This is a genomic window from Thioclava sp. GXIMD2076 (genome assembly GCF_037949795.1).
GTDB lineage: Bacteria > Pseudomonadota > Alphaproteobacteria > Rhodobacterales > Rhodobacteraceae > Thioclava > Thioclava kandeliae.
In genome coordinates, this window is sequence record NZ_CP149932.1 from 385,068 (window position 1) to 405,644 (window position 20,577).

Annotated in this window: 24 protein-coding genes; 10 read left to right on the forward strand and 14 right to left on the reverse strand. The window is 60.5% G+C overall.

What is annotated here, in order from left to right; all coding sequences use genetic code 11:
- Positions 1-46 precede the first annotated feature (46 nt).
- The 13 genes from WDB91_RS01915 to WDB91_RS01975 all read right to left on the reverse strand — a co-directional run bounded on the left by WDB91_RS01915 (position 47) and on the right by WDB91_RS01975 (position 8,880).
- Positions 47-925: a DUF1989 domain-containing protein gene (locus tag WDB91_RS01915; protein WP_339113478.1), complete on the reverse strand. Its 879-nt coding sequence runs from the start codon at positions 923-925 to the stop codon at positions 47-49.
- 50 nt (positions 926-975) lie between these two features.
- Complete coding sequence (locus WDB91_RS01920; RefSeq protein ID WP_339113479.1) at positions 976-1,146, reverse strand: hypothetical protein; 171 nt, start codon at positions 1,144-1,146, stop codon at positions 976-978.
- Positions 1,147-1,308: 162 nt separating this feature from the next.
- Positions 1,309-2,088, reverse strand: a complete 780-nt coding sequence (locus tag WDB91_RS01925) for a succinate dehydrogenase iron-sulfur subunit (protein WP_339113480.1) — start codon at positions 2,086-2,088, stop codon at positions 1,309-1,311.
- A gap of 108 nt (positions 2,089-2,196) precedes the next feature.
- A complete protein-coding gene (locus WDB91_RS01930; RefSeq protein ID WP_339113481.1) occupies positions 2,197-2,487 on the reverse strand; it encodes a hypothetical protein in 291 nt (96 codons plus the stop codon).
- Entirely contained in the window at positions 2,487-4,295 is a 1,809-nt protein-coding gene (gene sdhA, locus WDB91_RS01935; RefSeq protein ID WP_339113482.1) for a succinate dehydrogenase flavoprotein subunit, read from the reverse strand. The genes WDB91_RS01930 and sdhA overlap by 1 nt, the downstream gene beginning before the upstream one ends.
- A 20-nt stretch (positions 4,296-4,315) precedes the next feature.
- Positions 4,316-4,708 carry a succinate dehydrogenase, hydrophobic membrane anchor protein gene (sdhD, locus tag WDB91_RS01940; RefSeq protein WP_339113483.1) on the reverse strand — a complete coding sequence of 131 codons (393 nt, stop codon included), beginning with the start codon at positions 4,706-4,708 and terminating at the stop codon, positions 4,316-4,318.
- Between the two features lie 12 nt (positions 4,709-4,720).
- A complete protein-coding gene (sdhC, locus tag WDB91_RS01945; RefSeq protein ID WP_339113484.1) occupies positions 4,721-5,110 on the reverse strand; it encodes a succinate dehydrogenase, cytochrome b556 subunit in 390 nt (129 codons plus the stop codon).
- A 363-nt stretch (positions 5,111-5,473) separates the two neighbouring features.
- The gene (locus WDB91_RS01950) at positions 5,474-5,734 is read right to left on the reverse strand and encodes a TM2 domain-containing protein (protein ID WP_339113485.1); all 261 of its coding nucleotides are present in this window, start codon (positions 5,732-5,734) and stop codon (positions 5,474-5,476) included.
- Between the two features lie 25 nt (positions 5,735-5,759).
- Positions 5,760-6,047, reverse strand: a complete 288-nt coding sequence (locus WDB91_RS01955; RefSeq protein ID WP_339113486.1) for an NINE protein — start codon at positions 6,045-6,047, stop codon at positions 5,760-5,762.
- A 135-nt stretch (positions 6,048-6,182) separates the two neighbouring features.
- The gene (locus tag WDB91_RS01960; RefSeq protein ID WP_339113487.1) at positions 6,183-7,217 is read right to left on the reverse strand and encodes a MaoC family dehydratase; all 1,035 of its coding nucleotides are present in this window, start codon (positions 7,215-7,217) and stop codon (positions 6,183-6,185) included.
- Positions 7,218-7,246: 29 nt separating this feature from the next.
- Positions 7,247-7,450, reverse strand: coding sequence for a DUF1737 domain-containing protein (locus tag WDB91_RS01965; protein WP_339113488.1), 204 nt, complete (start codon positions 7,448-7,450; stop codon positions 7,247-7,249).
- An 11-nt stretch (positions 7,451-7,461) separates the two neighbouring features.
- Complete coding sequence (locus tag WDB91_RS01970) at positions 7,462-8,001, reverse strand: NnrU family protein (RefSeq protein ID WP_339113489.1); 540 nt, start codon at positions 7,999-8,001, stop codon at positions 7,462-7,464.
- Between the two features lie 18 nt (positions 8,002-8,019).
- The gene (locus tag WDB91_RS01975; RefSeq protein ID WP_339113490.1) at positions 8,020-8,880 is read right to left on the reverse strand and encodes a CoA ester lyase; all 861 of its coding nucleotides are present in this window, start codon (positions 8,878-8,880) and stop codon (positions 8,020-8,022) included.
- Positions 8,881-9,071: 191 nt separating this feature from the next.
- Here WDB91_RS01975 and WDB91_RS01980 point away from each other — a divergent pair, with 191 nt between their 5' ends.
- Positions 9,072-9,398 (forward strand): hypothetical protein, encoded by a 327-nt coding sequence (locus WDB91_RS01980; RefSeq protein ID WP_339113491.1) that lies wholly within the window; start codon positions 9,072-9,074, stop codon positions 9,396-9,398.
- Between the two features lie 214 nt (positions 9,399-9,612).
- Positions 9,613-10,575, forward strand: coding sequence for a malate dehydrogenase (gene mdh / locus WDB91_RS01985; protein WP_339113492.1), 963 nt, complete (start codon positions 9,613-9,615; stop codon positions 10,573-10,575).
- A 56-nt stretch (positions 10,576-10,631) separates the two neighbouring features.
- Here the strand turns inward: mdh and WDB91_RS01990 are convergent, their stop codons facing one another.
- A complete protein-coding gene (locus WDB91_RS01990; protein ID WP_339113493.1) occupies positions 10,632-11,714 on the reverse strand; it encodes a glycosyltransferase family 2 protein in 1,083 nt (360 codons plus the stop codon).
- A gap of 228 nt (positions 11,715-11,942) precedes the next feature.
- Between WDB91_RS01990 and sucC the strand changes: the two genes are divergently transcribed.
- The 8 genes from sucC (at position 11,943) to WDB91_RS02030 (ending at position 20,553) form a co-directional block, all read left to right on the forward strand.
- Positions 11,943-13,136, forward strand: a complete 1,194-nt coding sequence (sucC, locus tag WDB91_RS01995) for an ADP-forming succinate--CoA ligase subunit beta (protein ID WP_339113494.1) — start codon at positions 11,943-11,945, stop codon at positions 13,134-13,136.
- A gap of 4 nt (positions 13,137-13,140) precedes the next feature.
- Complete coding sequence (gene sucD / locus WDB91_RS02000) at positions 13,141-14,025, forward strand: succinate--CoA ligase subunit alpha (protein ID WP_339113495.1); 885 nt, start codon at positions 13,141-13,143, stop codon at positions 14,023-14,025.
- 378 nt (positions 14,026-14,403) lie between these two features.
- Positions 14,404-14,814: a hypothetical protein gene (locus WDB91_RS02005; protein ID WP_339113496.1), complete on the forward strand. Its 411-nt coding sequence runs from the start codon at positions 14,404-14,406 to the stop codon at positions 14,812-14,814.
- Between the two features lie 72 nt (positions 14,815-14,886).
- Positions 14,887-17,835 (forward strand): 2-oxoglutarate dehydrogenase E1 component, encoded by a 2,949-nt coding sequence (locus tag WDB91_RS02010; protein WP_339113497.1) that lies wholly within the window; start codon positions 14,887-14,889, stop codon positions 17,833-17,835.
- Positions 17,836-17,838: 3 nt separating this feature from the next.
- A complete protein-coding gene (gene odhB, locus WDB91_RS02015) occupies positions 17,839-19,341 on the forward strand; it encodes a 2-oxoglutarate dehydrogenase complex dihydrolipoyllysine-residue succinyltransferase (RefSeq protein ID WP_339113498.1) in 1,503 nt (500 codons plus the stop codon).
- 72 nt (positions 19,342-19,413) lie between these two features.
- A complete protein-coding gene (locus tag WDB91_RS02020; protein WP_339113499.1) occupies positions 19,414-19,749 on the forward strand; it encodes a hypothetical protein in 336 nt (111 codons plus the stop codon).
- Complete coding sequence (locus WDB91_RS02025; protein WP_339113500.1) at positions 19,746-20,138, forward strand: MAPEG family protein; 393 nt, start codon at positions 19,746-19,748, stop codon at positions 20,136-20,138. Before WDB91_RS02020 ends, WDB91_RS02025 begins: the two co-directional genes overlap by 4 nt.
- A 7-nt stretch (positions 20,139-20,145) precedes the next feature.
- Positions 20,146-20,553, forward strand: a complete 408-nt coding sequence (locus WDB91_RS02030) for an MAPEG family protein (protein ID WP_339113501.1) — start codon at positions 20,146-20,148, stop codon at positions 20,551-20,553.
- Positions 20,554-20,577 lie beyond the last annotated feature (24 nt).

Consider the following 20,577-nt stretch of genomic DNA (forward strand, 5'->3'; position numbering starts at 1 on the left):
TTTACAGACACTGGAAGAAGGGGCCGCGCGGGCCCCTTTGTCTTTGTTACAGGCCGTGGCTCCGGTCATAGGAGTTGCGTGCGGAAGGCTCCCAGCCGCGGGGCGGCTCTGAGGCGGCGAAAATCTCGACCTTGAGCGGGTAGCAGGCCGCACTATCGGAGCTGTGCTCGGAGGAGCAATCGCCGCCCGGACAGGCCGAGAGCGCGCCGAGAAGATCGATCTCGGCGAAGATATCCATGTAATCGCCGAGGCGGACCGGACTTGCCTTCATGAAATACTGCCCCGTATCACGGGTGAAGCCTGTGCACATGAAGATGTTGAAGACGTCATGCACCTGGGTTTCAGCCTCGGCCAGGGACATGCCCGTCTCCGCTGCCAAGGCACGCGTCAGATTGGAATGGCAGCAATGGTGATATTGCCCGCCATCGCTGAGCAGCGCATGGGTATAGGGGTCGCAGCGGGTACCGATGACATCATGCACCGACCCGCCATCGGGATCGACCCCATACCAGTCGAGGCTGTCATCGATGATCGTGGCCATCGGGCGCAGGCTCGGGAAAGAGGACCAGAAGCGGTCACCGCTGGACAGATGCGTGCCGTGGAGTGCGCGGGTCTTGCCGGAATAGAACCGCTCGGAAAGATCGGCTGACCAGAGGTTGAGATCGCCCACCTGGGCGCCCTCGATCGAGGAGATCCGGAAGAACTGGCCGGCTTTCACGTGGAAACAGGCACCATCGCGCGGAGGAACGATTACCTCGCCGATTTTCTCCGCCCCTGCCCGCGATGCGCGATAGGCGGCAAGATCGGGTCGGGGCAATGTGGTGACGGGATAGCAGATCACCGGCGGGACGGATTTGCGCGCGATGGCATCGGCGGGCGCGGCATGTTCGGGCGTGGAAAGCTTCATCGCGAACCTCTTGGACATAACAAAACCCCGGTTGCTCAACCGGGGTCTGTCAGGCCCTAGAGACCGGTTCAGGCGCTATAGTAGCCATACATTTCATCAAGAACAGCGATGTTTGCAGGTTTTTGCGCCTGCGGTGAGGCCTGTTCCGGCTTGTGCGTACCGGGATTGTAATAGGCCAGCGCGTCTTCCTGCTTCAGAGCGGACTCGGCCTGTTCCGGGAATTTGACAATCTGATTCATGGAACTCTCCAGTGTTTCCGAGTTCCTCCCCGACGCCTGATATAAAGTTTTTATATCGCGGCGCCATGGCCCGCGCTGCAACGCTTACATGCGTATACTGCAATGCAAAATGCAAACACCCCCAGCTTTCGCCGGGGGTGTCGCAGGACATGACCGTAAGGATCAGTTCTGGCGTTCGACCATCATATGCTTGATCGCGGCGATGGATTTCGCCGGATTGAGACCTTTGGGGCAGGTCTTGGTGCAGTTCATGATGGTATGGCAGCGGTAGAGCTTGAAGGGATCTTCGAGCTGGTCGAGACGCTCTGCCGTGGCTTCATCGCGGCTATCGATGATCCAGCGATAGGCATGCAGGAGGGCTGCCGGACCGAGATAGCGGTCGGAGTTCCACCAGTAGCTCGGGCAGGAGGTCGAGCAGGAAGCGCACATAACACACTCGTAGAGACCATCGAGTTTCTTGCGATCCTCGATCGACTGACGCCATTCCTTCTCGGGACGGTTGGTCTTGGTTTCCAGCCACGGCATGATCGACGCGTGCTGCGCGTAGAAATGCGTCAGATCGGGGATCAAATCCTTGACCACCGGCATATGCGGCAGCGGGTAGATCTTGACCACATCGGTCTTGATCTCGTCGAGACCGAAGATACAGGCCAGCGTGTTATGGCCGTCGATATTCATCGCGCAGGACCCACAGATCCCTTCGCGGCACGAGCGGCGGAAGGTCAGGGTCGGGTCGATCTCGTTCTTGATCTTAATCAGCGCATCGAGAACCATCGGGCCGCATTTGGCGAGGTCGACGAAATAGGTGTCGACCCGCGGGTTTTCACCATCTTCCGGCTCCCAGCGATAGATCTGGAATTTGCGGACGTTTTTGCCTTCCGGCTTCGGCCATGTCTTGCCGACACGGATCTTCGAATTCTTGGGTAGGGAAAACTGAACCATGTTTCTACCTCCGGTCATATGTGGACGGGGCGGGTCGCTGCGTAGCGGACTTCGTCGCGAAGCGCCCCCGTTATATCTCTTCCCTGCCCGGGGCCACCGGACAGCGGATCACCTGTTATAGAGCGGCGTTTGCGGCAGTTGACCGGAATACTGGTAGACACAGCTCTTGTAGACCTCGTTGGGGTCGCGGAACGTATCCGAGGAGATCCCCACCTTCAGATCATAAGAGGTGGCCGGTTTTCCGTTTGCCACGCCCAATCCCACAGAACCGGAGACCGGACGCGCATCCTGCACGCGTTGCTGGCAGAGGGTTTCTGCCCGAGCGACCGGGATCTTGGTGCAGCCGGAGAGCGCAAGCGCGCCCCCCAGAACCACCGCCAGAGCCGGCCGCCCCCGCATCAGTAGACCCGCTTTTTGGGCGCGATCTTGGCCGTATCGATACCACCATCCTCGAATTTGGTGAGCGGATCGATATGCACCGGACGGAAGGTCAGATCCACATTCGGGCCGTCGACACGCATAATCGAGTGCTTGCGCCAGTTGGTATCGTCACGATCCGGGTAGTCCTCATGCGCATGGGCGCCGCGGCTTTCCTTACGGGCCTCAGCACCGACGATGGTGGCCATCGCATTCGGCATGAGGTTGGTCAGCTCGAGGCTTTCCATCAGATCCGAGTTCCATACGAGCGAGCGGTCGGTGACCGAGAGATCGTCGAGCTTGGAGGCCACAGACTTCATCTTCTCGACGCCTTCTGCCAGCGTCTTGTCTGTCCGGAACACGGCCGCATCGGCCTGCATCGTGCGCTGCATCTCGAGACGCAGCTCTGCCGTCGGCGTGCCGCCCTTGGCATAGCGGATCTTGTCGAACCGCTCGAAGGCCGCTTCCACGCCCTTGAGGTTCATGGTCGGGTTCGGCGCCTCGGGATCGAGCGTCTTGCCCGCCCGAAGCGCGGCTGCGCGACCGAAGACCACAAGGTCGATCAGCGAGTTCGAGCCCAGACGGTTCGCACCGTGAACCGACGCACAGCCCGCCTCGCCCACAGCCATCAGGCCGGGAACGATCGCATCGGGGTCTTCGGCGGTCGGGTTGATGACCTCGCCCCAATAGTTGGTCGGGATGCCGCCCATATTGTAGTGCACCGTCGGCAGAACCGGAATCGGTTCCTTGGTCACATCGACACCGGCGAAGATCTTCGCGGATTCCGAGATACCCGGCAGACGCTCGTGCAGCGCCTCGGGGGGAAGGTGCGAGAGGTTCAGGAAGATGTGGTCTTTATGCTCGCCCACACCGCGACCTTCGCGGATTTCCATCGTCATGCAGCGCGAGACCACGTCACGGGACGCGAGGTCCTTATAGGTCGGTGCATAACGCTCCATGAAGCGCTCGCCTTCGGAGTTGGTCAGATAACCACCCTCGCCGCGCGCGCCCTCGGTGATCAGGCAGCCCGAGCCATAGATGCCGGTCGGGTGGAACTGGACGAATTCCATATCCTGCAGCGCCAGACCCGCACGGGCCACCATGCCGCCACCGTCGCCGGTGCAGGTATGGGCCGAGGTTGCCGAGAAATAGGCGCGGCCATAGCCACCGGTCGCCAGAACGACGGTTTTGGCCGAGAACAGGTGGAAGGTGCCGTCATCGAGTTTCCAGCACAGCACGCCCACACAGGACTTGCCGTCTTCCGACATGATCAGGTCGATGGCGAAATATTCGATGTAGAACTCTGCGTTGTTCTTCAGCGACTGGCCGTAGAGCGTGTGCAGGATCGCGTGACCGGTCCGGTCGGCGGCGGCACAGGTGCGCTGAACGGGCGGGCCTTCACCAAATTCGGTGGTATGACCGCCGAAGGGGCGCTGGTAGATCTTGCCTTCTTCGGTGCGCGAGAACGGCACGCCGTAATGCTCGAGCTCGTAGACGGCCTTGGGCGCCTCACGCGCCAGATATTCCATCGCGTCGGTGTCGCCCAGCCAGTCCGAGCCCTTCACGGTATCATAGAGGTGCCATTGCCAGTTATCGGGGCCCATATTGGCCAGCGAGGCGGCGATACCGCCCTGTGCGGCAACCGTGTGCGAGCGGGTCGGGAAAACCTTGGTCACACAGGCGGTGCGCAGACCCTGCTCGGCCATGCCCAGCGTCGCGCGCAGACCGGCGCCACCGGCACCGACAACCACGACGTCATATTTATGCGTCTCGTATTCGTAAGCAGCCATTTGTCTTTATCCCGTTATTATCAGGCGCCCATTGCCAGGCCGATGAGAACCATCCGGCCAAGCGCGTAAAGCACGCATGCGATCAGAAAATAGGACAGGCCCTGCACGAACAGCACCGCAATCTTGCGGGTCATGCCCTGCCAGTAGTCCTCGATCATCGTCTGTGCGCCTTTGGCAAAGTGACGCAGACCCACGAAGAAGGTCAGCGCGGTGATGATCGCCGGGAAGGGATGCGAGAAGGTCGCGATGACTTCCGCCTGCGACTTGCCGAGTGCGGAGCCGAAGATGAAGATGAAGCAGGGAACGAGGAACACCAGAGCCCATGCCGAGACGGTCATGTACCAGTGATGTTCGGTGCCCGTCCCCGAGGCTCCTTTGCCAACGGCGCGCTTGCGGTCGGTGAGGTAACGCATGAGATCCCTCCCTCAGACGATGATGATGGTAAGAAGGGTCAGCACGACCGAACCGATCATGCAGGCCATGCCGAGTTTCTCGGCAGTCTCGATATCGAGCCCGCGGCCCGAATCGAAGTAGAAGTGACGCAGCCCCGCGAGGTAGTGATACCAAAGGCCCAGCACCGAAACCGTGAAGACCAGATCGCCGATGAAGGAGGTCATGAGCCAGTTGACGGTCTCGAAGGTGGAGGGCGCGCCGGTTGCGGCCATCAGCCACCAGACGGCGAGGATTGTCGTAATGATCAGCGCATTGCCCGTGATCCGCGTCAGAATAGACGAGATCGAGGTCATTTGCGGGCGGTAATACTGACCGATCATGAAGGGGGAAAGGGGCCGTTCAACCCGTTTCGTTTCTGCCATAGTGGGTCCCTCTGTCGCTTGGCCCCGAAATTCGCATGGCAAAAGACGATCGGCTATTGCTATGGGTGCCGCGGGGCTGGCCGGAATAATGTCTGGCACATGCATAGGACGATCTGTCGCAGGTGTCACGCGTCACGACTGGAAAATTTGCCACGTTTCAGTGAAAACAGAGTGGAAATCCCGCTTTGTGATCACGAAAATTCTTCCTGTGATCACATTATTGGCGCTAACAATTCATGAGTGATTTTGTCGACTTATAGCGTGGGCACCGGCAGAGTCGCACAAGAGGCCGCTGGCGGATCCTAAACGAAAACACCCGCCCAATCCATGGACGGGTGCATGATTGGGGGGCGCGAGGCCAGCTTAGCGACGCAGCGGCAGGCCGTTCTTGTCTTTCAGCGAGCCCACGACAAGGCGCACGAAATCGATCAGCGTCCAGATCCCGAGCCCGCCAAACGTGATCAGCATCAGGATGCCGGTAAAGATGCGACCCAGATAGAAGCGGTGCACACCGAGGCTACCCAGAAAGAAGCATAGCAGAACCGCCGGAACGAAACCCTTGGTGGATTCGCCCGTAACGGGGGCTTGTTGCATGGATTGCGGCTCGATCGGGGTAGCGGTCATGGAAATCTCCGGTATTGGGAAAAGGTCAGATAGGTGTTGATGCAAGGCAGATGCGTCGGCCCTGCCCGTCGCGTTCCTGCTCGGTGATCAGCTTGTAGAACACGATGACCGTGTGCAGCGCATCCGCCAGCAGGAACACCAGCGCGAGCGGATTGCCGTTGCAAAACAGCGCCACAGTCACGAGGAACAGGCCCAGATCGACCAGCCCGTGCAGGATATTGCCGAGATAGAAGTGATGCACGCCCAGTACACCGAACACGCCACAGAGCGCGACAGCGGTGCCGTAGGACTTCGGGGAACGTGTATCGCTCATCTAAAATTCTCGCAAAACGGTCGCATCAATGTGATCCGTTTGAAGCAGGTTTTTCGGATGATCAACCGCAAAAACCGAATGCATTCAAACATATGCATTCGATTTCAATGTTTTAGGCGGTATCTTGCCGGTCGGTCACAGGGGGCAAAGCGCCCAGTAGTCCAGATCCAGCAGCACTTCGGGCAGGTATTTCCCGTCCTCCCCCTTCAGGGCAAAAGGTGCAGCCCCCGCCTTGACCGCGACCAGACGCAGGCGCAGCGCCCCTACCCCCGGAGCGCCCGTCCCGGCCTTGTCGATCACCTCCGACCATGCCTTGACCGTATCCCCCGCAAAGCAGGGATTGGCATGTGCGCCGCCATTGAGCGCCACGATCATCTGCGCATTGGCCAGCCCGTTGAACGACAGCGCCCGCGCCATCGAGATCACATGACCGCCATAGATGAGCCGCTGGCCATCGGGGCGGAAGGTCGCGTCAAAATGCACTTTAGCGGTGTTCTGCCACAGGCGGGTGGCCAGCATGTGCTCGGCTTCCTCGATGGTGACGCCATCGACATGGTCGATCTTCTCGCCGATCCCGTAATCGCCCCAGCGATGCGGCTCGCCCGCCAGATCGAAATCATAGCCGGTGAAATCCAGCCCCTCGGGCAGGATCAGGTCCTCGGGCGCCACAACTCTGGCCAGATCGGGCAGCACTGTCTCGGGCGCGGGCGCATCCGGGTTGCCCTTGCGCACCATCACCCAGCGGACATAGTCCATCACCGTTTCATCGCGCTGGTTCAGCCCGCGCGTGCGGACATAGACCACGCCGGTCTTGCCGTTGGAGTTCTCCTTGAGACCGATCACCTCGGATTCGGAGCGCAGCGTATCGCCGGGATAGACCGGAAGATACCATCGCCCCTCGGCATAGCCCAGATTGGCGACTGCGTTCAGCGAGACATCCGGCACCGTCTTGCCGAAGATCACATGGAAACTCGCCAGGTCGTCGATGGGAGAGGCAGGCAGGCCACAGGACCGTGCGAATTCATCCGATGAATAAAGCGCCCCGCGCGCGGGATAGAGCGCGTGATAAAGCGCCCTCTCCCCGCCCGAGACGGTGCGGGGCACGGCATGTTTCAGCACCTGCCCCACATGATAATTCTCGAAAAACCGGCCCGCATTCGTTTTGGCCATACCCTGCACTCCTCCCGTTTGGGGGCGCGTTAGAGCTGCCCCAGTTTCAGTTCGGGCGAATACTCGCCCTCGACGATCTTCGTCACCGCCTGCCCGCAGCGCATCACGCCGCGCGCCGCGTCGAACGCATATTGCGGGTTCCCCTCCAGCACCCAGCCCTTGGCCAGGGCTTCGGTTACCTTGTGGCAGAACTCGCTCGTGTCATCTGCCGTGAGAAAACGATAGGCTTTCATGGGATCCTCCTTCACCCGAATACCGGGTAGCCGAAGGCATAATGGATACCCGCAATCACGCCATAGACAATCACCGTCCCGAGAAGGGCGAAAATCTCCATTTTGGCGCCCTTGCCCTTGGGCGGCACCCACGCGGTGCGGTTGATCAGCACCATTTCGACCAGCGCCCAGATCCCGATCCCGCCAAAGAGCACGAAGCTCGGCGTATCGCCATTCACGAGGATATGCGCGACCGACCACAGCAGCACGCCCAGCAGCATCGGGTGGCGGTAGATCTGCGCGATCTTGGTCTTCATGCCGGCAGCTGCAAACAGATAGACCGAGACCAGCATCAGCAGATTGTTCACCCCTGTCACCGCAGGGCTACGGCCCCAGAAGAACGCGCCATCCGCCGAGCGGTAACCGATCACCATCAGGATCAGCGACAGAACGAGAAGCCCCGACACCATCGCCCGCCCCTGCGGCCCCATCTTCGCGCGCGCCTCGGGCGCCAGACGTTTGAACAAATGCGCCAGCGCCCAGATCAGGACACCGAGGATGAGAAGGATCATTGGCTTACTCCGCTTGGCTTATATCCGTGCGGCAATCGCCTCCGCTTTGGCGAGGACCTGCCGCGCTGTGACGATATGCAGATTTTCCACGATCTTACCATCGACAACCGCAACACCCTGCCCCTTTGATCGCGCCTCGTCAAAGGCGGCGATCTGGCGCTCGGCTAGATCGATCTCGGCCTCGGATGGGGCAAAGGCGGTATTGGCCACGGAGAGTTGCGCCGGATGGATCAGGGTCTTGCCGTCAAAGCCCATGTCGCGTCCCTGCGCGCATTCGGCGGCCAGACCCTCCTCGTCCCTGAACGCATTATAGACTCCATCCACGATGATCTTCCCATAGGCTTTGGCCGCCAGCAGGCACAGGCCCAGCCCCGAGAGCATCGGCAACCGGTCGGGGCGGAACCGCGCGCCCAGTTCCTTGGCGAGGTCATTGGTGCCCATCACCATCCCCTGAAGGCGGGGATGGGCGGCAATCGCCTGCGCGTTCAGCATCCCCAGCGAGGTCTCCATCATTGCCCAGAGAGGCACGTCGGGGATCAGATCCCCCACGGCATCCAGATCGGCGGGGTCATTCACCTTGGGGATCAGGATCGCATCGATCCGGGCGCCTTCGCGCAAGGCGCGTGCCATCTTCAGCACATCCTCGCGACCCCAGTCGGTATCGAGCCCGTTGATCCGCACGATGCGCGCGCGATTGCCAAAATCCTTATCCTTCAGCGCTGCGACCAGCGTGTCGCGGGCGTTGATTTTTTCGTCAACGGCGACAGCATCCTCCAGATCGAAGATGATCGCATCACAATCTAGCCCCATGGCCTTATCAAGCGCCCGCTCCTTGGAGCCGGGGATGTAAAGCACCGAACGATAAGGCTGTGCCGACATGATTCTCCTCCCAAACTGCTATACGGAACAAAAGATCACAGTATAAACGTTATTTGCAATATAATTTCTGCCGCATCGCAGAATTTTAGTTCTCGCAGGTAAATTGCGGGCGCCCCTAGGGTGATTAACTCTCTTTTCGTCAGTTCGCCTTAGTTTAGTGATCACTGCATATCACAACCAAGGGGCGATCTATGCAAAAGAAGCTTTTTGCCCTCTCACTGGGCTTTCTTGCACTCATCCTTGCCGCGCAGAACCTGCGCGCCGAGACCCCCGCCTGTGGTGACCGCTCAGAGATCGTGGTCGAGCTGGCAAACCGCTATCAGGAAACACAGCGCAGCACGGGAATTGCTGCCAATAATACGCTGATGGAGCTGTTTGCCGCGGAGAGCGGCACATGGACCCTGCTGGCCACCACTCCTGGTGGCACCAGCTGCCTGATCGCCTCCGGAATGGACTTCAAGACCCAAAGCGGCGGTTTTGGCAGAGCTTTCGGCACCGGCCCGAAAAAAGACATCTGAACGGCGGAATCCACCTGTTTTATTTGATTTCGCGGGATATTTTTGCTCACATATAAGTGACTGATCCCGCTTGCATTCCTGACTCGCGAAGCCGTACACCATAGCATACAGAACCCGTTTAGGATGCACGAATGCGCTAGGTCCTCTTGCCTAAAGCATAAAAACCGCCTACCCATCACCGGTCACTTATATCCATCCTATGACGGAGGAATTCATGGCCCGACCCAAGATTGCGCTGATCGGCGCAGGTCAGATCGGTGGTACTCTCGCCCATCTTGCAGCCCTCAAAGAACTTGGCGATGTCGTCCTGTTCGATATTTCCGAAGGCACCCCGCAGGGGAAAGCCCTCGATATTGCAGAATCCGGCCCGTCGGAAGGCTTCGATGCCACGATGAAAGGCACGAACGACTATGCCGATATCGCTGGTGCAGATGTCTGCATCGTGACGGCTGGCGTTCCGCGCAAGCCCGGCATGAGCCGCGATGACCTTCTGGGCATCAACCTCAAAGTCATGAAATCGGTCGGCGAGGGGATCAAGCAATACGCCCCCGACGCGTTCGTGATCTGCATCACCAACCCGCTCGACGCGATGGTCTGGGCATTGCAGAAATTCTCCGGCCTGCCGGCAGAGAAGGTCTGCGGTATGGCAGGCGTGCTGGATTCGGCCCGCTTCCGCCACTTCCTCGCGACCGAGTTCAATGTCTCGATGAAAGACGTCACCGCCTTCGTGCTCGGCGGTCACGGCGACACGATGGTGCCGCTTGCCCGTTATTCGACCGTTGCCGGCATCCCGCTGCCCGACCTCGTCGAAATGGGCTGGACCACGCAGGAAAAACTCGACGCGATCATCCAGCGCACCCGTGATGGCGGCGCAGAGATCGTGGGCCTGCTGAAAACCGGTTCGGCCTTCTATGCGCCTGCGACCTCGGCGATCGAGATGGCGGAAGCCTATCTCAAGGACCAGAAGCGTGTTCTGCCCTGCGCGGCCTATGTCAAAGGCGCGCTCGGCCTCGACGGCATGTATGTCGGCGTCCCGACCGTGATCGGTGCCGGCGGCATCGAGCGCGTTGTCGACATCAAGATGAACAAGGACGAACAAGCCATGTTCGACAAGTCGGTAGACGCGGTCAATGGCCTCGTCGAAGCCTGCAAAGGCATCGACAGCTCGCTGGCATAAGCCATCGATGTTTCACGTGAAAGGCGCGGCTCAGGCCGCGCCTTTTGCATTCGGGTCTAGCCTGCGATCCCGTCCATGGCGAAGGCCCGCGCATCGAAGCCCAGCTCCTCCCTCGCCCGCCCGATCAGAGCCGCCTCATGCTCCATGAGCAGCCTGTCGAACCCCGCGGAGGTAAAATCCAGCTCGGGAAAAAGTGCACGGGCATGGCCCAGAACCGGACAGGCGATCCGCTCCAGCAGATGACGCTTTAGCAACCCCACCTCCTCCGCCTCCGTGACGCCCTGAACGGCATACCACTGGTCCCATAGCGCCTGCGGATCCCGCGCCCGCGCGGCGGCCTCCCGGAACTGTGCGACGCGTGGTTCGGCATAGGGCACCGGATCACCTTGCACCTGCGTCAAGGCCCGACGCATCATCTTGAGAATATAATGCAGCGGCGTGAGCCCGTCGAAATGCATCAGTCGCGCATTGTAGGAGGGACGATACGGCAGGGTCACCGTGCCACCTGGCGCGTCCCAGTGTTCGGTCGGGTGATGAACCCCCAACACATAGCCCTGCCCCACGCGCGTGCAGGCCTTGCCCGCGATATGGCCGGAAACGCCACGGTTGAGGAACTGCGCCCGTGCGCCGTAAAACGCCTCTCCCTCTTCGGCAAATGCATCCCAGCGCTTGCGGAAGACGCCTTGGAAAATGTCGTTGCCGGTCACATCAGGCACAAAGGTCCGCTCCAGCACTTCCAGCCGCAACCACGCCTTCTCGTGGGTCTTTGCAAGCTCCCATTCAAAGGGCCGTTCAAGATGGATGAACTCGTCTGCATCACAATGCACCATCCAGGCCACATCCACCTCGTTGGCGATCCGGGTCGCGTTGTATTTCTGGCGGGCTTGGTGGCGTGAGGGACGTTGCGCGTTCCAATGCCGCACCCAGCCATCTTCGCCCGAACGATGCACGAAGCACCCGGCTACCCCGCGCAAAAGACGTTCTGCCGGAGGATCGGGCCGGTCGAAAACCACATGGACCTCGGAGGCACCGATGGCCAAATGATGGGCCACCCAGGCCGCGACAAGCGGCACAGGCTCGTCCATCGTGCCGACCACCCCCCATCTCGGAAGCTCCGGTGATTCGTCGGATTTCGTCATTGCTGCATCACTTTCAACTGCCCTGCCCAGTCTTCAAAGATTCGTTCCGTTTTGGCTACTGCAGAGTTGAATCGCTAACGAATTCTTCCTTGTGATCACACGCATCAATCGTGTGATCACAAAAGTCGGTTTTCCGCTCACATATCAGCGCGCAAGGCAATTTCAGCTTGTCAGGCTGCGACATTCTGTCCAGTCTGCCCCAAATCGCACCAGCATGGGACGGAGATCATGAACATTCATGAATATCAGGCGAAGCAGCTCCTCAAGAGCTACGGTTGCCCGGTTTCGGAGGGTCGCGCGGTTCTGAAGGCAGAGGAGGCCAAGACCGCAGCAGGCGAACTCGACGGACCGCTTTGGGTTGTTAAGGCGCAGATCCACGCCGGTGGCCGTGGCAAGGGCCATTTCAAGGAAGCCGAAGCCGGCGAAAAAGGCGGTGTCCGCCTTGCCAAATCGGTGGAAGAAGCCGAAGCCATGGCCAAGCAGATGCTCGGCAAGACCCTGATCACGCATCAGACCGGTCCGGCAGGCAAGCAGGTCAACCGCATCTATATCGAAGACGGCTCGGATATCTCGCGCGAGCTGTATCTGGCGCTTCTGGTCGACCGTCAGTCGAGCCGCGTCTCGGTGGTTTGCTCGACCGAAGGCGGCATGGATATCGAAGAAGTTGCGGCCTCGACCCCCGAGAAGATCATCTCCTTCTCGATCGACCCGGCAGCAGGATACCAGGCCTATCATGGCCGTCGCGTGGCTTTCGCGCTGGGTCTTGAAGGCGGTCAGGTCAAGCAGATGGTCAGCCTTCTGGGCAAGCTCTACCAAGCCTTCATCGAGAAGGACATGGAGCAGCTCGAGATCAACCCGCTGATCGTCATGCCCGATAACAACCTTAAAGTGCTCGACGCCAAGCTCGGCTTCGACGGCAACGCACTTTATCGTCACCCCGACATCCAAGCGCTGCGCGACGAGACCGAGGAAGACAGCAAGGAACTCGAAGCGTCCAAATACGACCTGAACTACATCGCGCTCGATGGCGAGATCGGTTGTATGGTGAACGGCGCGGGTTTGGCGATGGCGACGATGGACATCATCAAGCTCTACGGCGCAGAGCCTGCGAACTTCCTTGATGTGGGCGGCGGCGCGACCAAGGAAAAGGTTACCGAGGCCTTCAAGATCATCACCTCCGACAAGAACGTCAAAGGCATTCTGGTCAACATCTTCGGCGGCATCATGCGCTGCGACATCATCGCGGAAGGCGTTCTCGCCGCCGTGAAAGAAGTCGGCCTGCAAGTTCCGCTGGTTGTCCGCCTTGAAGGCACAAATGTCGAAAAGGGTAAGGAAATCATCGCGACTTCCGGCCTGAATGTGATTGCCGCAGACAACCTGTCCGACGGCGCAGAAAAAATCGTGAAAGCGGTGAAAGGCTAAGATCATGGCAGTTCTCGTCAACGAAAACACCAAAGTCATCTGTCAGGGCTTCACCGGCTCGCAGGGGACCTTCCACTCGGAACAGGCGATCGCCTACGGCACCAAGATGGTCGGCGGCGTGACCCCCGGCAAAGGCGGCCAGAAGCATCTGGACCTGCCCGTGTTCAACTCGGTTCATGAAGCCAAGCATGTCACCGAAGCCAATGCGACCGTGATCTACGTTCCCCCGCCTTTCGCGGCCGACTCGATCCTCGAGGCGATCGACGCTGAAATGGAGCTGATCGTCTGCATCACCGAGGGCATTCCGGTGCTCGACATGATGAAGGTTAAGCGCGCTCTGATCGACAGCAAGTCGCGTCTGATCGGTCCGAACTGCCCGGGCGTTATCACCCCCGATGCCTGCAAGATCGGCATCATGCCCGGCCACATCCACAAGCGTGGTTCGGTCGGCGTCGTGTCGCGTTCGGGCACTCTGACCTACGAGGCCGTCAAGCAGACGACCGATCTGGGTCTGGGCCAGTCTTCGGCTGTCGGTATCGGTGGCGACCCGATCAAGGGCACCGAACATATCGACGTGCTCGACATGTTCCTTGACGATCCGGAAACGACCTCGATCATCATGATCGGTGAAATCGGTGGTTCGGCGGAAGAAGAAGCCGCAGAATTCCTCGCCGAGCAGAAGAAAAAAGGCCGTTGGAAGCCGACCGCAGGCTTTATCGCAGGCCGCACGGCCCCTCCGGGCCGCCGCATGGGCCACGCAGGCGCAATCGTCGCCGGCGGCAAAGGCGATGCGGAATCGAAGATCGAAGCCATGAAATCGGCTGGTATCGTCGTGGCAGACAGCCCCGCAACGCTGGGTGAAGCCGTCATGAAAGCCATCAAGGGCTAATTTTCTGGTGCCCGCGCAGGTGACCTGCGCGGGCATCTCCGGCTCATTTCCGGGCCACTCGGCAGAGCTGAACAGAGACCGCGTCTCTGTTTTGCCCTTCCGAGGTTTCTTTAGAACTACGTCAGCCTGACAAAAGGTCGGGCAAAGGGCGAACCAATGAGAAGACGGATCAACGTGCTGACGAGCCATCTCCCGACCCATCGTGGCCGGGCGGTTCGCGCCTACGCCTCCGTCACCAGCGTTTCGCCCATACTGCACGCACATATGCCAGATGTTAAACTTACCGCTATCTGCCCCGACGGCCTTGACGATGCGGAAACCTATTATCTGACTAATGACACCGATAGTGCAGCCGAGCCTCCGAGAAGGACAATGACGATGACGCCCACGACAACCCGTTCCCTCCGTTTCCCCCTGCTGTCGATGCTGGGGGTCGCGGCGCTTGCCCTGACCGCTTGCGGCCCGGGCAATTACTGGGGCAGCGGCAAGCTGCACGAGCAATCCGACACCCCCGCTCACGAAATTCAGGACCAAATGGTGAAAGGTGCCCCCGGCCCGATCACCACAGGGCCGGTTGTCGGTCACGGAAAAGTTCCGGCAGGCACCACGCCCACCGGTTCTACGGGTTATGCCGTTGCAAATACTGCCCGCACGGACGGGACCATTGTCAACGGGCAAGCTGCGCGCTGCACCAATGCCAATGACTGGTCCAAATACTCAGACGGTTGTGCCCATGCCGCAGGTTTGCCTGCCGCCAGCCAGCCCTATATCTCGCCTTACAGCAACTAAGGCCACACAAGCATCACGGTCCGCGAGACGCGCGGGCCGCGCCATCACCCATCCACCTGAACAGGTGACCATATGAACGACGAATCTCCAAACAGCCAATTCCAGGCATCCAGCTTCCTTCAGGGAGGCAATGCCGAATATGTCGAGCAGCTTTACGCACGCTTCGCCAATGATCCGGCGTCTGTAGATGCGGCATGGGCGGATTTCTTCCGTCAGCTGCAGGACGACGAAGCCAGCGTGAAGAAATCGGCCTCCGGTCCCAGCTGGGAACGCAGCGACTGGCCGAGTGCGGCGCCGTCCGAGATCATGGGCGCGCTGACCGGCGAGTGGCCGGCCGCCGAAGTGAAGGATGCCGGCAAGAAAATCTCGAAGAAAGCCGCCGAGACAGGCGTCGCTCTCGACGAGGGCGCGATCAAGCGTGCCGTGCTGGATTCCGTTCGCGCGCTGATGCTGATCCGTGCCTACCGTATCCGTGGTCACCTCGCCGCAGATCTCGACCCGCTGAAAATGCGTGACGAGGTTCCACATCCCGAACTCGACCCCAAATCCTACGGCTTCACCGATGCCGATATGGACCGCCCGATCTTCCTCGATAAAGTGTTGGGGCTGGAAATCGCCTCGATGCGCCAGATCATGGAGATCGTGAAACGCACCTATTGCGGCACCTTCGCGCTGCAATACATGCATATCTCGGACCCCGAGCAATCGGCATGGCTCAAAGAGCGTATCGAGGGCTATGACAAGGAGATCACCTTCACCCGTGAAGGTCGTCGCGCGATCCTGAACAAGTTGGTCGAGGCCGAAGGCTTCGAGAAGTTCCTGCATGTGAAATACATGGGGACTAAGCGCTTCGGTCTGGATGGCGGCGAGGCCCTGATCCCCGCAATGGAGCAGATCATCAAGCGCGGCGGCAATCTCGGCCTGAAAGAGATCGTCATCGGCATGCCGCACCGCGGCCGTCTGTCGGTTCTGTCGAACGTGATGATGAAGCCCTACCGCGCCATCTTCAACGAATTCCAGGGCGGGTCGTTCAAGCCCGATGACGTGGATGGCTCGGGCGATGTGAAATACCACCTCGGTGCCTCCTCGGACCGCGAGTTCGATGGTAACAAGGTCCACCTCTCGCTGACCGCAAACCCCTCGCACCTCGAGGCCGTGAACCCTGTTGTTCTGGGCAAGGTCCGCGCCAAGCAGGACCAACTCAACGACAGCGAGCGCCGCGAAGTGCTCTCGATCCTGCTGCATGGCGACGCGGCCTTCGCAGGTCAGGGTGTTGTGGCGGAATGCCTCCAGCTCTCGGGCATCCGCGGTCACCGCACCGGCGGCACGATCCATATCGTCGTGAACAACCAGATCGGCTTCACCACCGCGCCGCATTTCTCGCGCACCTCGCCCTACCCGACCGATATCGCGCTGATGGTGGAAGCCCCGATCTTCCACGTCAACGGCGACGATCCGGAAGCGGTTGTGCATGCCGCGAAAGTGGCCACCGAGTTCCGTCAGAAGTTCCTCAAGGACGTTGTTCTCGACATCTTCTGCTACCGCCGCTTCGGTCACAACGAAGGCGACGAGCCGATGTTCACCAACCCGCAGATGTATACCAACATCAAGGGTCACAAGACGACGCTCCAGCTCTATACCGAGCGTCTGGTGAAGGACGGCCTGATCCCCGAGGGCGAGATCGAGGATATGAAAGCCGCGTTCCAGGCCCATCTGAACGAGGAGTTCGAGGCGGGCAAGGTCTACAAACCCAACAAGGCCGACTGGCTTGACGGTCGCTGGAAGAACATGGAGCGCGAGGGGCAGGTCTATGACGCAGGCTCCACCGCTGTCTCCGAAGAGACCTTCCACGAGGTCGGGAAGGCGCTGACCACCGCCCCCGAAGGGTTCGAGATGCACCGCACGGTCACGCGTCTGCTGGGCCAGAAGGAAGAGATGTTCTCGACCGGCAAGGGCTTCGACTGGGCAACCGGCGAGGCGCTGGCCTTCGGTTCGCTCCTTGCGGAAGGCTATCCGGTGCGCCTTGCAGGTCAGGACTCGACCCGCGGGACCTTCAGCCAACGTCACTCGGCCTTCATCGACCAGAAATCCGAAGAGCGTTATTACCCGCTCAATCACATCAAGGCAGGTCAAGCCCGCTACGAGGTGATCGACTCGGCACTGTCCGAATATGCGGTTCTTGGCTTCGAATATGGCTACTCGCTGGCAGAGCCCAACACGCTGACCATGTGGGAAGCCCAGTTCGGTGACTTCGCCAACGGCGCGCAGATCATGTTCGACCAGTTCATCTCCTCGGGCGAGCGCAAATGGCTGCGGATGTCCGGTCTGGTGATGCTGCTGCCGCATGGCTTCGAGGGTCAGGGTCCCGAGCACTCCTCGGCACGTCTGGAACGCTTCCTGCAGATGTGCGCGGAAGACAACTGGATCGTTGCCAACTGCTCCACACCCGCCAACTACTTCCATATTCTGCGCCGCCAGATCCACCGGAACTTCCGTAAGCCGCTGGTCCTGATGACGCCGAAGTCGCTGCTTCGCCACCCGATGGCGATCTCGACCAAGGAAGATTTCACCACCGGGTCCTTCTTCCACCGCGTCCTGTGGGACGATGCGGAAAAGGGCAATTCCGAAATGAACCTGAAACCCGATGCCGAGATCAAGCGCGTCGTGATGTGCTCGGGCAAGGTCTATTTCGACCTGCTGGCCGAGCGCGACGCCCGCGGTCTCGACGATGTCTATCTGCTGCGCGTCGAGCAGTTCTACCCGTTCCCGGCAAATTCGCTGTCGAACGAGCTGGCCCGCTTCAAGAACGCAGAGATGGTCTGGTGTCAGGAAGAACCGAAGAACCAGGGCGCCTGGTCCTTCATCGAACCGAACCTGGAATGGGTCCTGTCGAAACTCGACGCCAAACATTCCCGCGCCCGCTATGCAGGCCGTGCCGCTTCCGCCTCGCCCGCAACGGGTCTGGCGAAATCGCACAAGGCCGAGCAGGACGCGCTCGTTAATGATGCACTGGAGGGATAATCCATGAGTACCGAAGTTCGCGTCCCTACGCTGGGCGAATCCGTGAGCGAGGCGACTGTCGCCACCTGGTTCAAGAAGCCGGGTGACGCGGTTGCCCAAGACGAAATGCTCTGCGAGCTGGAAACCGACAAGGTCACCGTCGAGGTTCCCGCTCCCGCAGCCGGTACGCTGGGCGAGATCGTGGCCGCAGAAGGCACCACCGTTGGTGTGGACGCGCTTCTGGCCATGATCAGCGAAGGTGGCGAAGCCGCAGCCTCCGCTCCCAAGGCCGAGGCCCCCGCGGCTGCGGCTCCGGCAGCTGGTGGCTCGGAAGGCAAGCCTGTGGATGTCATGGTCCCGTCGCTGGGCGAATCGGTGTCGGAAGCCACCGTCTCGACCTGGTTCAAGAAAGTCGGCGACACCGTTGCGCAGGACGAGATGCTGTGCGAACTCGAAACCGACAAGGTGTCGGTCGAAGTGCCCGCGCCCGCCGCTGGCGTTCTGATGGAGATCGTGGCCACCGAGGGCACCACCGTTGATGCCTCGGCCAAGCTCGCCGTGATCTCGGCAGGCGCGTCGGCCGGTTCCGCACCCGCCGCAGCCCCCGCTCCGGCGGCAGAAGCCTCCTCCGGCGCCGGCGTGAAGAACGCCCCTTCGGCAGAAAAAGCGATGGCCGAAAAGGGCATCAGCCCCGCATCGGTCACCGGCACCGGCCGCGACGGTCGCATCATGAAAGAGGATGTGGCCAAAGCGGGTTCGGCTCCGGCAGCGTCCGTGGCCCCCGCACCGGCACAGATGCCGCGCGGCACCTCGAATGCCGATGACGCGGCCCGCGAGGAACGCGTGAAGATGACCCGCCTGCGGGCCACCATCGCCAAGCGCCTGAAAGACAGCCAGAACACCGCTGCCATGCTGACCACCTATAACGAGGTGGACATGACCGAGGTGATGGCGCTGCGCAACCAGTACAAGGACATGTTCGAGAAGAAACATGGCGCGCGTCTGGGCTTCATGTCCTTCTTCACCAAAGCGTGCTGCCACGCTCTGAAAGAAGTGCCGGAAGTGAACGCGGAGATCGACGGCAACGAGATCGTCTACAAGAACTACGTCCATATGGGCGTGGCGGCAGGCACCCCGCAGGGTCTGGTCGTTCCGGTCATCCGCGACGCCGACAGCATGTCCTTTGCCGATATCGAGAAAGCGATCTCGGAAAAAGGTAAGCGCGCGCGTGACGGCAAGCTGTCGATGGCAGAGATGCAGGGCGGCACCTTCACCATCTCCAACGGTGGTGTCTATGGCTCGCTGATGTCCTCGCCGATCCTGAACCCGCCGCAATCGGGTATCCTCGGCATGCACAAGATCCAGGACCGTCCGATGGTCGTCAACGGCAAGATCGAGATCCGCCCGATGATGTATCTCGCGCTGTCCTATGACCACCGTATCGTCGACGGCAAAGGCGCCGTGACCTTCCTCGTGCGCGTCAAGGAAGCGCTGGAAGATCCGCGCCGCCTGCTGATGGATCTGTGATCCGACATGTGGCGCTCCATCACGGGGCGCCACATCCCTACGTTCTTCGGGACGCATTTCGAGGCAAGACTGATGCAGTTGGCACGTTGGATGTTCTGGGCAGAGATCGCGCTTCGCGGCGTCTATTTCCCCCTCCTTGTCGCGTATCTTGCGATGGGGCGTGCGGAAGCCTCCGACATGATCCTCCTGCTGGTTGATGTTTTGCTTCTGCTCTCCGTGCAATTCGCGCTGCGCGCCCCCTCACGCACTGCCTTTGCCGCCGCCCTCGGCCTCTGCGCCCTGCATTATCTCCACGCGATTTCCGGTGGTATTGCTCTCGCTAATCTCTGGCCGCTGGTTGACGGCATTCTGGCGATGATCGCGGGGCTTTCGCTCGTGATCCGCAAACCGAAAGAGGCAATTGCATGACAGCAGAGCTTTACGCCTTGGCCGCCACGGTCCTCATCCATCTGGTGGCGGTCTTCTGGTCGCAGCGCTCGCTGGAAGCCGATATCGGCAAGGACGGCAATCTTGGCACGCGGGAAAACCTTGACGCCCAGCTGTCCGAGCGGACCAAGCGTCTGCGCCGCGCGCTGTCCAACCATACCGAGAATATCGGGCTGTTCATCATTGCCGTCGTGCTGGTGCAGTTCACCGGCTCGAATGGCTGGCTGACGGGCCTTTGTGCGTGGATCTATGTGATTGCCCGTGCGCTCTACCTGCCCGCCTATGCCTTTGCATGGGTGCCGTGGCGGTCCGCGATCTTTGCCTTGGGCCTTCTGGCCACGCTGGTGATGGTTCTGGCGGCAGTGTTCTGAGGGTATCATGATCGCATTCACCACCCCCGAACTCAGCGCCCTCGGGCTCGCCGTTTTCCTGCATATCGCCCTTATGGTGCTGTTCGCGGTGCGCGCCAATATGGAGCTGCCCTCGAGCTACACGATGGGGCCGCGCGATGATGAACCGCCGGTGCCGTTGTCGGTGACCACCGCCCGCCTGCGCCGCGCGATGAACAACTCTTTCGAGAGCCTGATCCTGTTCACCCCTGCCGTTCTGCTGGTGGTTCTGACCCGCCAGACCAGTGCGCTCACCCTTTCGCTTTGCGGCGTATTTCTCGTCGCACGGCTTCTCTATATCCCCGCCTATGCCTTCGGTTGGGTGCCTTGGCGCTCGCTGATCTGGGGCGTGGGATTGCTTGCAACGCTGGCCATTCTCGTGATTGGCCTAATCTAACACCCTCCGGCGGGGTCCGCCTGC